The organism is Vibrio sp. ZF 223 (assembly GCF_003050585.1).
GTDB lineage: Bacteria > Pseudomonadota > Gammaproteobacteria > Enterobacterales > Vibrionaceae > Vibrio > Vibrio crassostreae.
Genome location: NZ_PIGB01000015.1, coordinates 25,672 through 43,923 on the forward strand (window position 1 = coordinate 25,672; position 18,252 = coordinate 43,923).

General features: G+C 44.5%; 17 protein-coding genes and 1 other RNA gene. 11 read left to right on the forward strand and 7 right to left on the reverse strand.

Features of this window, described 5'->3' with window-relative positions; translation table 11 throughout:
- The first annotated feature begins 171 nt into the window (after positions 1–171).
- From tkt to CWO13_RS21670, 6 genes are all read left to right on the forward strand, one after another.
- On the forward strand, positions 172–2,166 hold the full coding sequence (gene tkt, locus CWO13_RS21640) for a transketolase (protein WP_048605833.1): 1,995 nt from the start codon (positions 172–174) through the stop codon (positions 2,164–2,166).
- A gap of 213 nt (positions 2,167–2,379) precedes the next feature.
- Complete coding sequence (epd, locus tag CWO13_RS21645; RefSeq protein ID WP_107899467.1) at positions 2,380–3,429, forward strand: erythrose-4-phosphate dehydrogenase; 1,050 nt, start codon at positions 2,380–2,382, stop codon at positions 3,427–3,429.
- A gap of 166 nt (positions 3,430–3,595) precedes the next feature.
- Positions 3,596–4,759: a phosphoglycerate kinase gene (locus CWO13_RS21650; protein ID WP_017059064.1), complete on the forward strand. Its 1,164-nt coding sequence runs from the start codon at positions 3,596–3,598 to the stop codon at positions 4,757–4,759.
- 155 nt (positions 4,760–4,914) lie between these two features.
- Positions 4,915–5,991, forward strand: coding sequence for a class II fructose-bisphosphate aldolase (gene fbaA / locus CWO13_RS21655; protein ID WP_060982706.1), 1,077 nt, complete (start codon positions 4,915–4,917; stop codon positions 5,989–5,991).
- 376 nt (positions 5,992–6,367) lie between these two features.
- On the forward strand, positions 6,368–7,234 hold the full coding sequence (mscS, locus tag CWO13_RS21660) for a small-conductance mechanosensitive channel MscS (protein ID WP_102431282.1): 867 nt from the start codon (positions 6,368–6,370) through the stop codon (positions 7,232–7,234).
- Positions 7,235–7,687: 453 nt separating this feature from the next.
- Entirely contained in the window at positions 7,688–8,209 is a 522-nt protein-coding gene (locus CWO13_RS21670) for a TetR/AcrR family transcriptional regulator (RefSeq protein ID WP_102431280.1), read from the forward strand.
- A gap of 66 nt (positions 8,210–8,275) precedes the next feature.
- Here CWO13_RS21670 and CWO13_RS21675 read toward each other — a convergent pair whose 3' ends face one another.
- Positions 8,276–8,905, reverse strand: a complete 630-nt coding sequence (locus tag CWO13_RS21675; RefSeq protein ID WP_102431279.1) for a LysE/ArgO family amino acid transporter — start codon at positions 8,903–8,905, stop codon at positions 8,276–8,278.
- Between the two features lie 142 nt (positions 8,906–9,047).
- Here CWO13_RS21675 and CWO13_RS21680 point away from each other — a divergent pair, with 142 nt between their 5' ends.
- Positions 9,048–9,944: a LysR family transcriptional regulator ArgP gene (locus CWO13_RS21680; RefSeq protein WP_102478912.1), complete on the forward strand. Its 897-nt coding sequence runs from the start codon at positions 9,048–9,050 to the stop codon at positions 9,942–9,944.
- 111 nt (positions 9,945–10,055) lie between these two features.
- A complete protein-coding gene (locus CWO13_RS21685) occupies positions 10,056–10,769 on the forward strand; it encodes an oxidative stress defense protein (protein ID WP_048611414.1) in 714 nt (237 codons plus the stop codon).
- 117 nt (positions 10,770–10,886) lie between these two features.
- Here CWO13_RS21685 and serA read toward each other — a convergent pair whose 3' ends face one another.
- From serA to zapA, 5 genes are all read right to left on the reverse strand, one after another.
- Positions 10,887–12,116, reverse strand: coding sequence for a phosphoglycerate dehydrogenase (gene serA, locus CWO13_RS21690; protein ID WP_055319631.1), 1,230 nt, complete (start codon positions 12,114–12,116; stop codon positions 10,887–10,889).
- Between the two features lie 261 nt (positions 12,117–12,377).
- Positions 12,378–13,034, reverse strand: a complete 657-nt coding sequence (gene rpiA, locus CWO13_RS21695) for a ribose-5-phosphate isomerase RpiA (RefSeq protein ID WP_048605825.1) — start codon at positions 13,032–13,034, stop codon at positions 12,378–12,380.
- Between the two features lie 102 nt (positions 13,035–13,136).
- Positions 13,137–13,736: a 5-formyltetrahydrofolate cyclo-ligase gene (locus tag CWO13_RS21700; protein ID WP_102431719.1), complete on the reverse strand. Its 600-nt coding sequence runs from the start codon at positions 13,734–13,736 to the stop codon at positions 13,137–13,139.
- 6 nt (positions 13,737–13,742) lie between these two features.
- Positions 13,743–13,925: non-coding RNA, 6S RNA (gene ssrS / locus CWO13_RS21705), on the reverse strand.
- An 11-nt stretch (positions 13,926–13,936) separates the two neighbouring features.
- Complete coding sequence (gene zapA / locus CWO13_RS21710; RefSeq protein WP_004735366.1) at positions 13,937–14,245, reverse strand: cell division protein ZapA; 309 nt, start codon at positions 14,243–14,245, stop codon at positions 13,937–13,939.
- Positions 14,246–14,553: 308 nt separating this feature from the next.
- On the opposite strand from zapA, the gene CWO13_RS21715 reads away from it, so the two are divergent.
- From CWO13_RS21715 to CWO13_RS21725, 3 genes are read left to right on the forward strand one after another with little or no spacing between them, the layout of a single operon-like run.
- The gene (locus CWO13_RS21715; RefSeq protein WP_107899444.1) at positions 14,554–15,129 is read left to right on the forward strand and encodes a YecA/YgfB family protein; all 576 of its coding nucleotides are present in this window, start codon (positions 14,554–14,556) and stop codon (positions 15,127–15,129) included.
- Positions 15,130–15,152: 23 nt separating this feature from the next.
- Entirely contained in the window at positions 15,153–16,331 is a 1,179-nt protein-coding gene (gene ubiH, locus CWO13_RS21720) for a 2-octaprenyl-6-methoxyphenyl hydroxylase (RefSeq protein ID WP_107899445.1), read from the forward strand.
- Between the two features lie 11 nt (positions 16,332–16,342).
- A complete protein-coding gene (locus tag CWO13_RS21725; RefSeq protein WP_108083462.1) occupies positions 16,343–17,566 on the forward strand; it encodes an FAD-dependent 2-octaprenylphenol hydroxylase in 1,224 nt (407 codons plus the stop codon).
- A gap of 99 nt (positions 17,567–17,665) precedes the next feature.
- Here CWO13_RS21725 and CWO13_RS21730 read toward each other — a convergent pair whose 3' ends face one another.
- Positions 17,666–17,872 carry a DUF1107 domain-containing protein gene (locus tag CWO13_RS21730; protein ID WP_009847660.1) on the reverse strand — a complete coding sequence of 69 codons (207 nt, stop codon included), beginning with the start codon at positions 17,870–17,872 and terminating at the stop codon, positions 17,666–17,668.
- Between the last annotated feature and the right edge of the window lie 380 nt (positions 17,873–18,252).

Here is an 18,252-nt window from a genome sequence, read left to right on the forward strand (position 1 = left end):
TAAGCCACTGCTAAGTGATGTAAATGTTCGAAAATTGCGAAAAATGACCGTTAAAATGCCAGTAAAACGTTTGCAGTCGCAATAGTCGTTTGAGAGAATACCCGCGCTAATAAAAATGAAAACTTTAGCAATTATCTCTTTTTTAAATCGCTTATGTATCCAGGAGCAGACATGCCTTCTCGTAAAGATCTAGCCAATGCAATCCGCGCACTTAGCATGGACGGTGTTCAACAAGCAAATTCAGGCCACCCAGGCGCACCTATGGGCATGGCTGACATCGCTGAGGTTCTTTGGCGTGGCCACTTGAACCACAACCCAGCAAACCCAGAGTGGGCTGACCGCGACCGTTTTATTCTGTCTAACGGCCATGGTTCAATGTTGATTTATTCTCTGCTTCACCTTGCAGGTTACGAGCTTTCAATTGAAGACCTGAAAAACTTCCGTCAACTGCACTCTAAGACTCCAGGTCACCCTGAGTACGGTTACGCTCCTGGTATCGAAACAACGACTGGTCCTCTAGGTCAAGGCATCACTAACGCTGTTGGTATGGCAATGGCTGAGAAAGCACTGGCGGCACAGTTCAACAAAGAAGGCCACGACATCGTAGACCACTACACTTATGCATTCATGGGTGATGGCTGTCTGATGGAAGGTATCTCTCACGAAGCATGTTCTCTAGCAGGTACGCTAGGTCTTGGTAAGCTGGTTGCTTTCTGGGATGACAACGGCATCTCTATCGATGGTGAAGTTGAAGGTTGGTTCTCTGACGATACACCTAAGCGTTTTGAAGCATACGGCTGGCACGTAATCCCAGCAGTAGATGGTCACGACTCTGACGCTATCAACGCAGCGATTGAAGCGGCTAAAGCGGATCCTCGTCCTACGCTTATCTGTACTAAAACTATCATCGGTTTTGGTTCTCCAAACAAAGCGGGTACGCATGACTGTCACGGTGCTCCACTAGGTGCTGATGAAATCACAGCAACTAAAGCAGCATTGGGTTGGGAACACGGTCCTTTCGAAATCCCAGCAGATATCGCAGCTGAGTGGAATGCGAAAGAAGCAGGCGCAGCGAAAGAAGCAGCGTGGAACGCGAAGTTTGACGCATACGCAGCGGCTTACCCAGAGCTAGCAGCTGAATTCAAACGTCGTACTAACGGCGAGCTACCCGCTGAGTGGGAAGAGAAAGCAAACGCAATCATTGCTGATCTTCAAGCTAACCCAGCAAACATCGCTTCACGTAAAGCATCTCAAAACGCACTAGAAGCGTTTGGTCAAATGCTTCCAGAATTCATGGGCGGCTCTGCTGACCTTGCGCCTTCTAACCTGACTATGTGGTCTGGTTCTAAGTCTCTTGAAGCAACTGACTTCTCTGGTAACTACATCCATTACGGTGTACGTGAATTCGGTATGACGGCTATCATGAACGGTATCGCTCTGCACGGTGGTTTCGTGCCATACGGCGCAACGTTCCTAATGTTCATGGAATACGCGCGTAACGCAATGCGTATGGCTGCTCTGATGAAAGTTCAGAACATCCAAGTTTACACGCACGATTCTATCGGCTTAGGCGAAGATGGCCCTACTCACCAACCGGTTGAGCAGATCGCTTCTCTACGTCTGACTCCAAACATGAGCACATGGCGTCCATGTGACCAAGTTGAGTCTGCTGTTGCTTGGAAACTGGCTATTGAGCGTAAAGATGGTCCTTCATCTCTAATCTTCTCTCGTCAAAACCTTGCACAACAAGATCGTAATGCTGAGCAAGTTGCTAACATCGCTAAGGGTGGTTACATCCTGAAAGATTGTGAAGGCAAGCCAGAGCTAATCATCATTGCAACTGGTTCTGAAGTTGAGCTTGCAGTTGAAGCTGCTGCACAACTAACCGCTGAAGGTAAAGCAGTACGCGTAGTATCTATGCCTGCAACTGACGCGTTCGACAAGCAAGACGCTGAATACCGTGAGTCTGTACTTCCATCTGACGTTACAGCGCGTATCGCAGTAGAAGCTGGCATCGCTGACTTCTGGTACAAATACGTTGGCTTCGGTGGCAAGATCATCGGTATGACAACGTTCGGCGAATCTGCACCAGCAGGTGAGCTATTCAAGATGTTCGGTTTCACTACTGAAAACGTAGTAAACACAGCGAAAGAGCTTCTTGCTTAATCATTGACTGATGGCCTTGTGCTAACAGTTAAATGAAGGAAAAAACCGAGCGCTGAGCTCGGTTTTTTGTATCTGGGATTTGTTTCTTCTAGGCTTATCTCTACAAGCAACAGATTAACCTGTCTTAACTAAACGGCGTTATTCAAGTAATGCCTTTTGGGTAGGATTCAGTTATCATCTGTTGCACGAAATTTTGGTTAGATGTACGGAACTATGCTAAAAGTCGCGATAAACGGATTTGGAAGAATAGGGCGTAATGTATTACGCGCTGTCTATGAAAGTGGCAAAAGCCAACAAATCAAAGTAGTAGCTGTTAATGAGCTTGCTCAGCCTGACGCTATGGCTCATCTATTGCAATACGACACTAGTCACGGCCGCTTCGGCAAGAAAATCTCCAACGATCAAGAGCACATCTATGTCCATCACGGCATTGGTGCGGAAGATAAAGGTGAGTTCGATACCATTCGTATCTTACATCTTGCTGGTATTGAGCTGTTGCCTTGGCGTGACCTAGAAGTGGATATTGTTCTCGACTGTACCGGAGTTTATGGTTGCCGAGATGACGGCCTAGCGCACATTGCTGCTGGGGCAAAAAAGGTACTGTTTTCTCACCCTGGTGCCAATGACCTCGATAACACCATTATCTATGGTGTGAATCACGATACCATTGAAGCGGACCACCGAATCGTTTCCAATGGCTCATGCACCACCAACTGTATTGTCCCTATCATTAAGGTTCTTGATGACGCCTTTGGCATTGAGTCCGGTACTATTACGACTATTCACTCTTCAATGAATGATCAACAAGTTATCGATGCGTACCACAGCGATTTGCGTCGTACTCGAGCGGCAAGCCAATCGATCATTCCTGTCGATACCAAGTTGCATAAAGGTATTGAAAGAATCTTCCCGAAATTTTCCAACAAATTTGAAGCTATATCTGTGCGTGTGCCGACGGTAAACGTAACAGCGATGGATTTAAGTGTCACAATTAATGCAAATGTGAAAGTTAATGACGTAAATCAAACCATTGTTAATGCATCCCAGTGTACATTACACAATATAGTTGACTATACTGAAGCGCCGCTCGTTTCCATCGACTTTAATCACGATCCCCATAGCGCAATCGTTGATGGTTCACAAACTCGAGTGAGCAACGGCCACTTAGTTAAAATGCTAGTGTGGTGTGACAATGAATGGGGCTTTGCGAACCGAATGCTAGATACGGTTCTTGCAATGCAAGCTTCTGAAGGCAAGAAGTAAGACCTAGAAGCAAATGTGCGGATTATTTATTTTTTAGCTTGAAATAAATACTAAGAGTCCACATATTATTGGTAGTGAAAGAATTACCAGTTGAATAATTTATAGGCTTAGCAGGGTTGCTGAGTTTCCAAAACTTTATATTTATTTAAATTTGAGAGGACAAATCATGTCTGTGATCAAGATGACTGACCTGGAACTTGCAGGTAAACGCGTATTTATCCGTGCTGACCTAAACGTACCAGTAAAAGACGGTAAAGTAACTTCAGATGCACGTATCCTTGCATCTCTACCAACTATCAAACTTTGCCTAGAAGCTGGCGCAAAGGTAATGGTTACTTCTCACCTTGGTCGTCCTACTGAAGGCGAATACAACGAAGAGTTCTCTCTAGCTCCTGTAGTTAACTACCTAAACGACGCACTAGACTGCGAAGTTAAACTAGCTAAAGATTACGTAAACGGCCTAGAGCTAAACGCTGGTGAACTTGTTGTTCTTGAAAACGTTCGCTTTAACAAAGGCGAAAAGAAGAACGAAGAAGCGCTTTCTAAGCAATACGCTGCACTATGTGACATCTTCGTAATGGATGCATTCGGTACAGCTCACCGTGCTCAAGCTTCTACACACGGTGTTGGTACTTACGCTCCTGTAGCATGTGCTGGCCCTCTTCTAGCTGCTGAGCTTGAAGCGCTTGGTAAAGCAATGGACAACCCAGCTCGCCCACTAGTGGCTATCGTTGGTGGTTCTAAGGTTTCTACTAAACTAACAGTTCTAGAATCTCTTTCTAAAATTGCTGACCAGCTTGTTGTTGGTGGTGGTATCGCGAACACATTCATCGCTGCTGAAGGCCACAACGTAGGTAAGTCTCTATACGAAGCTGACCTAGTTGAAACGGCTCAAAAACTAATGAAAGAGTGTGCTATCCCAGTAGCGACTGACGTTGCATGTGCTAAAGCATTCGACGAAAACGCAGAAGCTGAAATCAAGCACGTTTCTGAAGTTCAAGACGACGACATGATCTTCGACCTTGGTCCAGATTCAACTGCGGCACTAGCTGAAATCATCGGCAACGCTAAAACTATCCTTTGGAACGGCCCTGTAGGCGTATTCGAATTCAAAAACTTCGAAGCGGGTACAGCTGGTATCTCTAAAGCAATCGCTGAGTCTGCAGGCTTCTCTGTAGCAGGTGGTGGTGACACGCTAGCAGCTATCGACAAGTTCGGTATCAAAGCTGACGTTTCTTACATCTCTACTGGCGGTGGCGCTTTCCTTGAATTCGTTGAAGGTAAAGTACTTCCTGCAGTAGCAATGCTTGAAGAGCGTGCTAAAGCATAATTGATTTAGAAAGGCGAGATGTGAATCTCGCCTTTTAACGTTTGCTGCATATCACACTTTTTTGCTAGAATGACATAAGTTGTGAGCAAACGATTGCAAGTTTTTGAACTTAAGTTTTTTAATCTTAAAACGATAGAATAAATAGGACTATTTCCATGTCTAAGATCTTCGATTTTGTAAAACCTGGTGTAATTTCTGGCGATGACGTACAGAAAGTATTTGAAATCGCAAAAGAGAACAAGTTTGCACTTCCTGCTGTAAACGTTGTTAACACTGATTCAATCAACGGTGTTCTAGAAGCAGCTGCTAAAGTTAAAGCTCCTGTTGTTGTTCAGTTCTCTAACGGCGGTGCTGGTTTCTTCGCTGGTAAAGGCGTTAAACTTGAAGGTCAAGGCGCACAAATCCTTGGCGCTGTTGCTGGTGCAAAATACGTACACGCTGTTGCTGAGTCTTACGGTGTTCCAGTTATCCTGCACACTGACCACGCTGCTAAGAAACTTCTTCCATGGATCGACGGTCTACTAGACGCTGGTGAAGAGTTCTTCGCACAAACTGGTAAGCCTCTTTTCTCTTCTCACATGATCGATCTTTCTGAAGAGTCTCTAGAAGAGAACATCGAAACATGTGCTAAGTACCTAGAGCGCATGGCTAAAATGAACATGACTCTAGAAATCGAACTAGGTTGTACTGGTGGTGAAGAAGATGGCGTTGATAACTCTGATATGGACGCATCTGAGCTTTACACTTCTCCTGAAGATGTAGCTTACGCTTACGAAATCCTAAACGCAGTTAGCCCTCGTTTCACTATCGCGGCTTCTTTCGGTAACGTACACGGTGTTTACCAAGCTGGTAACGTTGTACTTACTCCAACTATCCTACGTGACTCTCAAGCATACTGTGCAGAGAAGTTCGGTATTGCACCTAACGCTCTAAACTTCGTATTCCACGGTGGTTCTGGTTCTTCTGAAGCAGAAATCCAAGAGTCTATCGGCTACGGTGTTATTAAAATGAACATCGATACTGATACACAGTGGGCAACTTGGGATGGTATCCGTACTTACTCTGCTGAAAACTTCGATTACCTACAAGGTCAAATCGGTAACCCTAAAGGCGAAGACCAACCAAACAAGAAGTTCTACGATCCACGCGTATGGCTACGTGCTGGTCAAGCTTCAATGGTTACTCGTCTTGAGAAAGCATTTGCTGACCTTAACGCTATCGACGTACTATAATTCTTTGAATTAGGTACTCTTTAAGTTTTAAAAACCCGCTCATTGAGCGGGTTTTTTTATGTCTGATAAAAACTTGTATTAAATATGTGAAAAACCTAGCGTGTGGTGAATAAATTTCCTAGGATTGAGTTATCGGTATTTGTATTTATTGGTAAGTTTCAATAATTCAAAAGCTTACATAAATATGACTTTGCAATCTGTCAAAGATAGGATATCGTGCCGAAAAACTGAACTTGGTTCAGTTTATAAAAAGGACTTGGCTTTAATTTACTTTGAACACAATGACTTAACGGTCATTAAACTGTTTATTATATTGTAGAGTAAATTAGGCTTAAGGCAGTTTAGCCCATAGCATATTATATAGAGGATGCACATTATGGCTGAGAGTTCGACAGCGGTTGAGACTCCACTTGTGGATGGTTTGTCTCAAGCAGAGCAGTGGTTAACAAATAATTCAGATTTATTTATCCAATATGGCGTAAATATCATTTCAGCACTGATAATTCTATTTATTGGTAACCTTATTGTTAAAGCAGTAGCGAATAGCGTGTCTAAGGTTCTTCAGAAGAAGAAAATGGACCGAGCGGTTGTGGAATTTATTCACGGCTTAGTTCGCTACCTATTGTTTGTTATTGTTTTAATTGCTGCACTAGGTCGATTAGGTGTTCAAACGGCATCTGTAGTTGCTGTTATTGGTGCGGCTGGTTTAGCCGTTGGTCTTGCATTACAAGGCTCACTATCTAACTTTGCTGCTGGTGTACTTATCGTTGCATTCCGTCCATTTAAGTCTGGTGACTATGTGGAAATTGGTGGTGTAGCAGGTTCAGTGGATTCAATTCAGATCTTCCAAACGGTTCTAACAACGCCAGATAACAAAATGGTAGTGGTACCAAACGGTAGCGTTATTGGTAGCCCAATTACTAACTACTCTCGTCATGACACACGTCGTATCGACCTAATGATCGGTGTTTCTTACGGTGCTGATCTACAAAAGACCAAAGAACTTCTGACTAAGATCTGTGAATCTGACGAGCGCGTGTTGAAAGAACCAGGCGTTCAAGTGGGTGTTCACACACTTGCTGACTCTTCTGTTAACTTCGTGGTTCGCCCATGGGTTAGCACCGCAGAGTACTGGAATGTTTACTTCGACCTGATGCAAGCAATCAAAGAAGGCTTGGATAAAGAAGGTATCGAAATTCCATTCCCACAAATGGATGTTCACATGAACAAAGTTGAGGGCTAATAAAGCTTCGACAAGTTGAATAAAAAGGCGGATAACTTAGGTTATCCGCCTTTTTTGTTGTCTTCAATATCATTCCTTTTACTCGTTAGTTGTTGTTACTGCTTAGCTTCTTTTCTTTGTATATCCCTATTTCGTGTTCTACTCGACGTCGGCCACAACGATGTTTTTAACATCGCATATAAGGGCTTTCTTACTTCTTGTCCTCCCAAAATAGCCAATAAACATAAACCGCCAGGAATCAGAATCATCATCAGTAGCGGTCGAAGTAGATAAGAGAAGCAAAAGATCGTGGGCAGAAAAATCAGCACTTGTCCCAGTCGGTTTAATATATTCATCATGTCCGTATCTCCAAAGTTAAATTGAGCGCGCTCATTTTATAATTGAGCGCGCTCAATTTGTCAAATTAGAGCACTAAGAGTATGATCAAGCTTGATTAGAGAAGGATGTATTTTCGTGAGTAAGAGAGAGATAACGAAACAGAAGATCTTAGCGTCTGCTTGGGAGTTGTTTGGGGAAAATGGTTATGACAACACCACAACTCGACAGATCGCTCGCCACGCGGGTGTGGCAGATGGCACGGTGTTTAGTCATTTTGAAACCAAGCTGACTATTCTTCGAGAAGGAATGCTATCACAGTTGGAAAAGATTGGTCAGGAGGTGTTAGCGGCTGAGCAAGATAAACGTGCTGTGGATATCGGTATCTCGCTAATTGGACACTACTACAGCTATTATTTTGATAATGTTGAGTTAAGTCGAGCGTTACTCAAAGAGGTCATTTGGGATCTAGACTATTACCGTACCTTTGATCAGGCACTCTTTCAGACTGTTAATGTCGATGCATCTATTTCTGAAAAAATGCCATTGATTATGGATAGCTATTTCATGACCTTGATAAATCACTTGAGCCAACCGGAACCAAGCCTTGAAGCTGCGCTGAGTGAACTTAACAGTAAAATTCGAGTCATTCTAGCGTAACTCATTATATTAATGAGTTACTGATGTCATCTTTGGCTTGGTCGACAGTCTTTGTTCTTTAATTGCTTACCAGTATTGCTCAACCAGTCCATTGGTAAGCACAGCAGCAATTGCGAACATCATAGTTGCTACAGCGATATCAATGCCTTTCTTAACATTCGGTTTAGATAGCGTTGGGCCTAGCTTTGCCGCGCCCAGTGACAAAGAGTAAAACCAAACAAATGAAGCCAAGATGGTTCCCATAGCAAAAGCAATTCTGTCGTTACCTTCAAACTGCCCGCCAATCGACCCAAGAATCACCACCGTATCTAAGTAGAGATGTGGGTTTAACACAGTAACCGCCAATGCGCCCAAAATAACGGTGCGCTTACCACGAGCCAGTATCTCTCCTTTTGACTCCTCGCTTGAGGGCGCTTTAAAGGCACTGCGTAGTGATAACAAACCATACACGGTTAGAAAAGCGATGCCGCCTAACGTGACCGAGGTGAGTAGCAATTCATTTTGCGACAGAATCGCACCGCCACCAAAGATACCCAATGAGATAAACAGAGTGTCGAGCAGGCTACAGATTGTTGCAGTGGTTAAATGGTGGTTGCGCTTTATCCCTTGATTTAGGACGTACGCATTCTGAGCGCCAATAGGGATAATCATGCTTGCCCCTAGACCAAAACCTTGTAATAAAACCCAAAAACTCATTTTAACCTCCACTTATTTAACGATATTTACGTGCTATATGGCGAAGATACTCCGACCCTTTAAATAAGTATAATTAATGATTTTAATCTATTATTAGAGTTGCTAATGTGGCATTGAGTTAGCTTAAAAAGGAAGCAAATTGATGCGTGGATTGGATTATAAGTGGATAGAAGCACTGGATGCCGTAGTAAAACAACGTAGCTTCGAAAGGGCTGCTGAGCAGTTATATATCTCCCAGTCGGCGGTATCTCAGCGCATCAAACAGCTGGAAAAGTGGTTGGCTCAGCCTGCCTTAGTGAGAGAAAGCCCGCCTAGGCCAACGCCTGCGGGTAAAAAATTACTGGGCTTATATCGTCGTGTTCGTTTGTTAGAGCACGAACTTGTGCCTGAGTTGATGAATGAAGAGGGAACTCAGCCACTATCGATATCCATAGCCACCAACGCTGATAGTTTGGCGACATGGCTGCTACCGGCTTTGTCGGATGTGATGAAATCTCGCCAAGTCGAGTTGAACCTCGCGATTCATGGTGAGTCGAGAACCATTGAAAAGATAAAAAGTGGCGAGGTGGCCGGTGCAATCAGTTTGGAGTCTCAAGCGATTCCAGGCTGCAGTGCCGATTATCTCGGTAGGATGGATTATGTTTGCGTGGCTAGCCCTGATTTTCATCAGCGTTACTTTTCAGAGGGCGTAAATTACGCCACGTTAAGCAAGGCGCCTGCGGTTTCCTATGATCAATACGATGACCTGCATAAGAAGTTTTTGCATGATCATTTTAACGTCCCGAGAGACAGTGTGATTAATCATACTGTCGGCAGCTCGGAAGCATTTGTGCGTTTAGCGTTGTCGGGTGTTGCCTATTGCTTGATTCCTCGATTGCAGATTATCGATGAGCTAGAGTCTGGTGATCTTATTGACATTACCCCTGGCTTTCTGCTGTCTTATCGCATTTATTGGCACCATTGGCAGCTCGAGAGTGGGGTGTTAAAAGAGGTATCCCAAGCGGTATTAAGTTTTGCTCACAATCACTTGCCTCAGTAAGCTGTTGATTTTTTCAGCGTCAAAGTTCTGTTAGAAGTGCGTGCTCTGGATTGGCTAAACGATAAATTGCTCTATGATGAAAGTACATTTGTTTAGCATAGGTCATACCTAATGAAGCTTGTACCAAAGATGTTAGCAACGTCTCTTACTCTTACTGCGGCCTTGAGTGCTGTGAGTTTTCCATCATTGGCAGACTCTCCATCCTTTCCTCATATTTCAACGACAGGCTATGGTGAAGTGATCGCGACACCTGATATGGCGACATTCTCTGTGAGAGTCGTGGAATCTACGATGACTGCTGAACAGGCTAAAAATACCGTTGATAAAGTCGTGACAGGCTTTCTAAATAAGTTGCATCAAGCTGGTGTTGATGAGGCGAGTGTTCACAGCTCGAACCTGTACCTATCTCCTCAATACCATTATCCAAAAGATGGTAAACCTGAACTGGTTGGCTACCGCGCCTCACGTAATGTGACCGTTCAAGTTAATGAGCTAGCGAACCTTAATGAATACATGGATATTGCTATCGGGCAGGGCATTAATCAGATCGATAACATTCAGCTGCAAGTTCGCGACCAAGCTAAGTATCAAGAGCAAGCGCGCTTAGAAGCTATTAAAGATGCGACATCAAAAGCCAAATCATTAGCGAGTGGTTTTGAGCGTGAGCTAGGTGATGTTTGGCGTGTTGATTACAACGCACAATCTTCTCAGCCTGTGCTCATGCGTTCAATGGCGATGGATGCGAGAACTGAATCGAACTCTTATGAAGACTCAACGATCACCATTCGCGATCGCGTTAATGTGATCTACCAAATCGAAGAGTAATGACATCGCTATAGAGGCTTTTGGATCATGATGATCTAATTACCTACGATAGGCCAAATACTAAAAAGGCTCTCATAATGAGAGCCTTTTTGTTTTTACTAATATCGAGTTCGATGATTAGTGAAGTAGACGAGCACGGATTGTGCCTTCGATCTCTTTCAGTTTAAGCAATGCTTCTTCTGAACGATCCGCTTCTACATCGATAACTACATAACCCATATCAGCCGCAGTCTGTAGGTACTGACCCGCGATGTTAATGCCTTCTTCAGCGAAGATGGTGTTGATCTGAGTTAGGATACCTGGGCGGTTTTCGTGAATGTGCAGCAAACGAGACGTGCCCGTGTGTAGCGGTAGAGATACCTCTGGGAAGTTAACACTTGATAGCGTAGAACCGTTATCAGAGTATTTCGCTAGCTTGCCAGCCACTTCAACACCGATATTCTCTTGTGCTTCCTGAGTTGAACCACCTACGTGAGGTGTAAGAATCACGTTGTCGAACTGCATCAATGGCGACTCAAACGGGTCTGCATTGGTTTTTGGTTCTGTTGGGAAAACGTCGATCGCTGCACCTGCAAGGTGACCAGAATCTAGAGCGCCACACAGAGCTGGAATATCTACCACTGTGCCACGTGCTGCATTGATAAAGATAGAACCAGGCTTCATGCGCTCGAACTCTTCTTTACCCATCATGTCTTTTGTTTCGTTGGTTTCAGGGACGTGTAAAGAGATCACATCACACTTATTCAGCAGTTCGGTCATGGTATGAACTTGCGTTGCGTTACCCAAAGACAGTTTGTTTTCAATGTCGTAGAAGTAAACACGCATGCCAAGGTTTTCAGCAATAATACCCAGTTGAGTACCGATGTGACCGTAGCCAATAATACCTAAACGCTTACCTCGGGCTTCGTAAGAGTTGTCTGCACTCTTTTTCCAGATGCCACGGTGAGCAAGAGCGTTCTTTTCTGGAATGCCGCGTAGTAGTAGTAAAACCTGGCCAAGAACAAGTTCAGCAACGCTTCGAGTGTTTGAGAACGGTGCGTTGAACACAGGGATACCGCGTTTTGCTGCTGCTTGAAGGTTGACTTGATTAGTACCAATACAGAAACAACCAACGGCAACCAGTTTTTCAGCTGCATCAATAACTTCTTGGGAGATGTTAGTGCGAGAACGAATACCAATGAAGTGAGCATCTTTAACTGCTTCAAGAAGTTCATCTTCCGGTAGCGAGCCTTTGTGGTACTCAATGTTTGTGTAACCAGCGGCTTGCAGTACTTCTACAGAAGAAGGGTGAAGACCTTCTAGAAGTAGAATTTTTATTTTTTCTTTTTCCAGTGAAACTTTGGCCATTGTTCTCGTCCTTAAAATGGAAAGGTTGGGCAAATGCGGCGCACGTGCTACAAAATGGCTGAAAGGGGAACAAATTCACCACTTTGTTAGGAGACAAACGTTTTCCCTGTGCGTCTTCTGAACAATAAAGTAACAAAAAAAAAATGTTTTGGGTAAGAAAATTACGGAATAAGACATAATTTTACAGCAATAAAGCAAAAAAAACGGCGCCCTAGGGCACCGTATGTAATGAAGTAACAGAAAAACTCAATCTTCCATTATTTATTCTTCGATTTTTGCACCTTCAGGCGTGCCAGTGATAACCACATCAGCGCCACGGTGAGCGAACAGACCAACCGTCACCACACCAGCAATACCATTGATGATATCTTCTAGTTGTTTCGGGTTTTCGATCGCCATGCCGTACACATCTAGGATCACGTTGCCATTATCGGTTGTGCAGCCTTCGCGGTAAACTGGGTCACCACCAAGCTTAACTAACTCACGAGCAACGTACGAACGTGCCATTGGGATTACTTCAACAGGCAGTGGGAATTTGCCCAACACATCAACTGCTTTAGTACCGTCAACAATACACACAAACTTATCAGAGATAGCCGCTACGATTTTTTCACGAGTCAAAGCAGCGCCGCCGCCTTTGATCATATCGCGTGAAGCGTTAATTTCGTCTGCACCATCAACATAGATGTCTAACTTGAATACGTCGTTGCACTCAAATACTTTGATTTCTAGTGCTTCTAGTTTTTCAGTAGAGGCTACAGAGCTTGAAACCGCACCTTTGATTTTGTCTTTCATTGTGCCAAGTGCGTCGATGAAGTGATTTACTGTTGAGCCAGTACCTACACCTACAATGCTGCCTTCTTCAACATATTGAAGTGCTGCCCAGCCAGCTGCTTTTTTCATTTCATCTTGAGTCATGCCATTCTCCTGAATAAGGTCTTGCGCTTTGAATTAATCGTTCGCGTATTGAAGTTAACGTTTATATATCGAGGTTAACGTTTGCGGCGCGATTATAGCGCTTTAATGGTTGTTTTCCCATTGCCAAGTTTTACTTGGAGTCACGATTTTAGGTAACGGAATGTCCCATTCTTCAATCGGTAGGGTATCAACATGTTGGCAATCATGAGCCAAACCAATAGGAGTTGCGCCTTCGCCCGTTTCGAACCACTTCGCCAAGGTGCGATCGTAATATCCGCCGCCCATACCTAAACGATGGCCATGAGAGTCAAAGCCGACAAGGGGCGTAAGAATGAGATCGAGTTGCTGGCAAGGTTTAACCAGCATTTGATTAAGTTGGGGTTCAACGATTCCGTACTTATTCAAAACAGTGGGTGTGGTTGGAGAATAATGTAGAAACAACAGGTGTCCGGCAGAGAAGGGGTGTAATACTGGTAAATAAGTTTGCTTACCTTGCGCCCATAACCATTCGATCAAAGGCTGGGTATCGAGTTCGCCATCGATAGAGATGTAGAGGGCAATATGTTGAGCTGACTGAATCTCATTGAGCTGAGAACACTGCTTAACTAAGTCTATACCGGATTGAGTTTGCTGGTCGCCAGATAAGGCATTGCGTTTGATACGGATCTGTTTGCGAAATTCGCTGCGTGTGAGCGTCTTCATAAGAAGGGATACCCCAAAGTGCCGTTGAGAATAGATGGCCCTTGAACCAGCGAGTTCAAGGCGGATCAGCAATGATTACCGTAGGCTTCTCGGCGGACCGAGCATGCTCAATAGCACTCAAGTACTAACCCTTAGGGATTGCTTATCGGCTCGGGGACGTGAATCCTCTGACAAACACTCCAGGGTAAATTTTGTGTACGCTATTGCTGTCCGTGCTTAACTTTACTGAGGACATCTGAAAGTGATGTCGTGAGCTGTTCCATTCGCTCGGTCAGTGCGTTTTGTTCATCATTTGCTTCAAACTTCTTGGTTTGTAATTCGTAGCAAATATTCAGAGCTGCGATAGTCAGCAGCTTCACTTCATTGGTTACCTTAGTACGTTCAGCCATCTCTTTCAATCGATTATCAAGATCGGCCGCCGCTGCAATCAATGACTCTTCTTGCCCTGGTGGACAATTCACTCGAGTCAGTTTTCCTAATATTTCAACGTCTACCGCTTGATTACTCATGATGGATGAACTCTTTAACGCGCTATTTTAAGGCTATTGCCCTTCGCCATTTTTTGAGAAAGAAAAAGTGCAAGTACCGATGAGGAAGCAATCTCCTCTGAGGGAGAAACTATAGGTAAACCGCTATTAAGATTCAAGCTTTTCAGAGTGACTGTTTGTAAATGAGAGCTTGAGCACACAGTAATTCAGCAAATTGAACAATTGGTAGTCAGTCATCCTTCAATTGCTGGGGATCGATGCTTACCAGAATTGGGGTGAAGTGGTACGATTATACTATCGATATAAAGAATAACTGAGCGAGCTATCTGATGAGCGAAACTACTTTACCTGATTACCTAACGGTTGCGACTGAACTTCAATCGGCAAGTTTAGCCGTAACCCCTGCTGAGATGCATGGTTTATTAACGGGTATGTTAAGCGGAGGCTTAAGCCTAGCAGATAAGAGTTGGCAACCGCTGATCTTTGATTACACCAACGAAGGTATGGGCTGGCCAGATAGCGCGTTAACGCTAGCGGAAGCGACATTGAAAGTAACGACCAGTGAAATCACAGGTTCAGGCATGGAATTGTCTATGTTGCTGCCTGACGAAGACGCAAGCGCAAGCCTGTTTGACTTGGCTGACGGTGTGTCTGATTGGATTAACCATTTCATCTCTGGTTTAGGTCTTGTTGGCGCTCAATTGAACAAAGCGTCTGAAGGCACGAAAGAAGCGTTGGCTGATCTTGAAGAGATGGCAAAGCTAGGCATTGATGAAGAAGATGATCTGGAAGAACAAGCACAACTTCTAGAGCACGTTATTGAGCACGTAAAAGCGTGTGCATTAACGATTCATGCTGAATTTGGTGCACGCCCATCTGAAGATGCGGCGCCAACCATTCACTAATCGTTTGTCGGTTTGAGGTTATGATGGCTCAATATGATGTTGTAATTGCTGGTGGTGCAATGGCGGGGGCGACGTTAGCCCTTGCTCTGAACCGCCTAAGCCAAGACTCGTTGTCGATTGCGGTGGTTGAGCCTTATCAGGTTGATCATCAAGCTCATCCTGGGTTTGATTCTCGTTCGATCGCTTTGTCTTATGGCACGGTACAGATCCTTGACTCTCTGCACCTGTGGCAGTCTATCGCTCCGGTAGCGACCCCGATTAAAGATATCCATGTATCGGATCGTGGGCATGCAGGGATGACGGATATCTATAGTGAAGAACTGGCTGTAGATGCACTTGGCTATGTAGTCGAGTTAGCCGATGTTGGTCGAATTTATCAGCAGAAGCTGGAATCAGAAGCGGCAATTACGATGTTGTGTCCGGACTCGGTAGCGAAAGTTGAGCGAAGTGAGTCACTGACAACTATCGAACTCAACAGTGGGCAAACCATAACGACTAAGTTACTGGTTGCGGCTGACGGTGCAATCTCAACCTGTTGTCAGCAACTCAATATCCCACTGAATGAACATGACTTTGAACAGGTTGCTGTGATTGCCAATATCGTGGCGAGCGAACCCCATCAAGGTCGCGCATTTGAGCGCTTTACCCATCATGGGCCAGTCGCTCTATTGCCGATGAGTGATAACCGTTTGTCTCTGGTTTGGTGTTTACCGCCGGAGCAAATCGATAAAGTTATGGCTTTTAACGACGACGAATTCCTTGAGCAGCTTCAGAGCGATTTTGGTTGGCGACTTGGCCGATTAGAGAAAGTCGGCAAGCGTGCGAGCTATCCACTGATTCTTCGTCACCGACAGCAAAATATCTCTCATCGATTTGCCATTGTTGGTAATGCTGCTCAAACGCTTCACCCCATTGCGGGGCAAGGCTTTAACCTAGGTATCCGAGACGTGGCTTCCTTGGCAGAAGAGTTGTGTACTCAGTTGGATGATGTGGGTCGTTACCGTGGTCTTGTTAACTTTAGAAAACGTAGAGAACAAGATAGAGACGCAACGATCACGTTGACTTCAAGCCTAGTTCACCTGTTCTCAAACGATTTTATGACCGCTCGCATTGGGCGTAATCTTGGGTTAGCCGTAATAGATAACCTTCCACCACTTAAAGGTCCACTTTTGCGTCATACGCTTGGCCTAGTAGAAAGATAAGGTAATAAATAATGATGCAAAGTGTTGATATCGCGATTGTTGGTGGTGGCATGGTTGGCTTAGCGCTTGCTGCTGCCCTGAAAGACAGTGACCTAAGAATTGCTGTCATTGAAGGTACAGCTCCCAGTGAAGGGCTTAGTGAGCTGCCTGACGTACGTGTATCCGCGTTGAGTCGTTCTAGTGAAGTGATTCTTCGCAACTTAGGTGCATGGCAAGGTATCGAACAAAGACGTGCAGCACCGTATCAAGCGATGGAAGTGTGGGAGCAAGACAGCTTTGCCCGTATTGAGTTTGACTCGACACGCTTGGCTCAGCCGAACTTGGGTCATATCGTTGAAAACAGTGTGATTCAATTAGCGCTGCTTGATCAGGTTAAGAAGCAAGACAACGTCAGCCTGTATATGCCTGCAACGTGTAAAACGATGGCGATTGGTGAAAGTGAAGCTTGGTTAACATTGGACAATGGCCAAGCGCTGACAGCTAAGTTAGTTGTTGGAGCAGACGGCGCAAACTCTTGGGTTCGTAAGCAGCAAGATATCCCATTAACACATTGGGATTACGGACACAGTGCGATTGTCGCGAACATCAAAACCACAGAGCCGCACCACAGCGTTGCTCGTCAAATATTCACACCTCAAGGCCCATTGGCATTTCTACCAATGCAACCAAGCCACATGAGCTCGATTGTTTGGTCTACGGAACCAAATCGTGCCGAGAAGTTGGTATCCATGTCGGATACTGATTTTAATAAGCAGCTAACGGCAGAGTTCGACTCAAAGCTTGGATTATGCGAAGTGGTTGGTGACCGTTTTGCATTCCCACTACGCATGCGTTATGCACGTGACTTTGCGGTAGAGCGTGTGGCTTTGGTTGGTGATGCTGCTCATACCATTCATCCATTAGCGGGGCAGGGCGTTAACCTTGGCCTATTAGACGCAGCAAGCTTAGCACAAGAGCTGTTAAAGCTATGGACTGCGGGTGAGGACATTGGCACCAAGCGTAATCTTCGCGGCTACGAGCGCTGGAGAAAAGCAGAGGCGGCGAAAATGATTGCTTCAATGCAGGGCTTTAAAGAGCTGTTTGAAGGCGATAACCCAGCTAAGAAGCTGATTCGTGGTATCGGTATGAAGCTAGCAGGTCAATTACCGGGTGCGAAAGATGAGATCATGAAGCGCGCACTGGGTTTATCTGGCAATCTTCCTGATTTAGCTAAGCGTCCAGTGACTCATCGATAGTGACATAGTGTTCTGGTGATTTATCGAATCATCATTGATACGAAAAAAGGGTTGGCATAATGCCAACCCTTTTTGTTTTTAATTCTGTAGATAATCAGGTCATGCGTACGCGCAGCGCAGTTTCATGATTTCACTATTTATTTCTTTCACTGTTTGAAAGTGACGCTTTTCTGCTCGGTCTGGTAGCACTAGCTTACCGTTATCAAACTCAAATTTTCCTACGCCGTAAATGTAGATTCGTCCTTTGAAAAGTCGACTTACATGTTTAGCTATCATACTCGGTGTATAGCGCTTAAACAGTCTCATTTTTTATTATCCTTATATTTACCTAGCCTGCATATTATAGAAAAACTCCGAGATAATAATTGTGATAAGCATGGAGTAATATGCAGTAGAGTTGACGTTAATTAGATATTTGTGCTGTTCTAAGCACTTTCTTCAGTAAATATCTATTTTTACGTGAGCTCCTCCCCAAAATAATACTGAGTAGTGAACTGCCGTGAACTTTCCTGTTCGGTATTAAGCAGTCATAATGTTACAAGTATAAGAATAGGCGGGATTTTTTTGTTTGTGTAATCAAATTGTAAATTTCTGACAAAAAAAAGCCCGTCTAAAACGGGCGAATAGTCACAGATGCATTACACAAAAGTGGATACTGATGTTACTCAGTGGATTCACTTGTACTG

Excerpts from the sequence above, each read along its gene's own strand:
- tkt (WP_048605833.1), top strand. The coding sequence starts at position 172 with ATGCCTTCTCGTAAAGATCTAGCCAATGCAATCCGCGCACTTAGCATG.
- epd (WP_107899467.1), top strand. The coding sequence starts at position 2,380 with ATGCTAAAAGTCGCGATAAACGGATTTGGAAGAATAGGGCGTAATGTA.
- CWO13_RS21650 (WP_017059064.1), top strand. The coding sequence starts at position 3,596 with ATGTCTGTGATCAAGATGACTGACCTGGAACTTGCAGGTAAACGCGTA.
- fbaA (WP_060982706.1), top strand. The coding sequence starts at position 4,915 with ATGTCTAAGATCTTCGATTTTGTAAAACCTGGTGTAATTTCTGGCGAT.
- mscS (WP_102431282.1), top strand. The coding sequence starts at position 6,368 with ATGGCTGAGAGTTCGACAGCGGTTGAGACTCCACTTGTGGATGGTTTG.
- CWO13_RS21675 (WP_102431279.1), bottom strand. The coding sequence starts at position 8,905 with ATGAGTTTTTGGGTTTTATTACAAGGTTTTGGTCTAGGGGCAAGCATG.
- CWO13_RS21680 (WP_102478912.1), top strand. The coding sequence starts at position 9,048 with ATGCGTGGATTGGATTATAAGTGGATAGAAGCACTGGATGCCGTAGTA.
- CWO13_RS21685 (WP_048611414.1), top strand. The coding sequence starts at position 10,056 with ATGAAGCTTGTACCAAAGATGTTAGCAACGTCTCTTACTCTTACTGCG.
- serA (WP_055319631.1), bottom strand. The coding sequence starts at position 12,116 with ATGGCCAAAGTTTCACTGGAAAAAGAAAAAATAAAAATTCTACTTCTA.
- rpiA (WP_048605825.1), bottom strand. The coding sequence starts at position 13,034 with ATGACTCAAGATGAAATGAAAAAAGCAGCTGGCTGGGCAGCACTTCAA.
- CWO13_RS21700 (WP_102431719.1), bottom strand. The coding sequence starts at position 13,736 with ATGAAGACGCTCACACGCAGCGAATTTCGCAAACAGATCCGTATCAAA.
- zapA (WP_004735366.1), bottom strand. The coding sequence starts at position 14,245 with ATGAGTAATCAAGCGGTAGACGTTGAAATATTAGGAAAACTGACTCGA.
- CWO13_RS21715 (WP_107899444.1), top strand. The coding sequence starts at position 14,554 with ATGAGCGAAACTACTTTACCTGATTACCTAACGGTTGCGACTGAACTT.
- ubiH (WP_107899445.1), top strand. The coding sequence starts at position 15,153 with ATGGCTCAATATGATGTTGTAATTGCTGGTGGTGCAATGGCGGGGGCG.
- CWO13_RS21725 (WP_108083462.1), top strand. The coding sequence starts at position 16,343 with ATGATGCAAAGTGTTGATATCGCGATTGTTGGTGGTGGCATGGTTGGC.
- CWO13_RS21730 (WP_009847660.1), bottom strand. The coding sequence starts at position 17,872 with ATGAGACTGTTTAAGCGCTATACACCGAGTATGATAGCTAAACATGTA.